Consider the following 1,044-nt stretch of genomic DNA (forward strand, 5'->3'; position numbering starts at 1 on the left):
TGAATCGCCCCGAGTTCATCGGAGACCAGTTTGTTTAAGTCAGGCCACTTTACCTGACTCGTTTAAATTATCATAGTAGTCTGTTTCATATTGAGCTGGTGAAATATACCCAATTGAAGATAATAAGCGTTGATTATTAAACCAATTGACCCACTCTAACGTTGCGTATTCAACAGCATCAACATTCTTCCACGGGCCATTTCTGCGAATAATCTCTGTTTTAAATAATCCATTTATTGTTTCAGCCAATGCATTGTCATAAGAGTCACCCACACTGCCTACAGACGCTTGAATTCCAGCTTCAGCAAGTCGCTCAGTGTATCGTATAGACAAATATTGGCTGCCTCTGTCGCTGTGGTGAATTAACCCTTCGGGGTTGCCACGATGCCAAATAGCTTGCTCTAACGCATCAAGAATAAGCTCTGTGTGCATTGTCGTTGATACACGCCAACCTACAATGTATCGTGAAAAAACATCTATCACGAAAGCGACATAAACAAACCCACTCCATGTGGCAACATAGGTGATGTCAGCTACCCAAAGTTGATTTGGCTGCTCAGCAGTAAATTGACGATTAACTAAATCAAGTGGCTTATCTTGTTGCTCGTCAGGTATCGTTGTCTTATGTGCTTTACCCCGACGAACACCTTGAATTCCCATAACTCGCATCAATCGTTCGACTGTACAGCGGGCGACTTGATGGTCGTCAAGCTGTAGCTGCTTCCATATTTTTCTTGCACCATAAACTGACATATTATCCTCCCACACTTCGCGAATGAGTATTATCAGCTCAGCATCACGCTTTTTGCGGTTAGACAGTCGCTCAGGCTCTCTTTGTATCTGTTTATGAGAATAATACGTTGATGGTGCAATCGGCAATTCCTTGCAAATTGACTCGACACCGTAATGCTCTCTGCAAGCATCAATAAAATCCACTATTACTTCTGTTTGCGGTCGAGCTCCGCTTGGGCGAAAAAAGCGGCAGCTTGCCTCAGGATATCATTCGTTCGCTTGAGCTCTTTATTCTCGCGCTCTAAGACGGCA

Annotated in this window: 1 pseudogene and 1 other annotated feature; the pseudogene reads right to left on the bottom strand. The window is 43.6% G+C overall.

The features are described 5' to 3' along the window. Window positions 1–39: 39 nt before the first annotated feature. Window positions 40–1,044: pseudogene (locus QMA00_RS18835) on the bottom strand (IS3 family transposase); the annotation flags it as partial. After that, window positions 865–981 (bottom strand) — a sequence feature (AL1L pseudoknot). (Overlaps the previous pseudogene by 117 nt.)

The organism is Pseudoalteromonas sp. APC 3694 (assembly GCF_030407565.1).
In the GTDB taxonomy this organism is placed as follows: Bacteria; Pseudomonadota; Gammaproteobacteria; order Enterobacterales; family Alteromonadaceae; genus Pseudoalteromonas; species Pseudoalteromonas tetraodonis.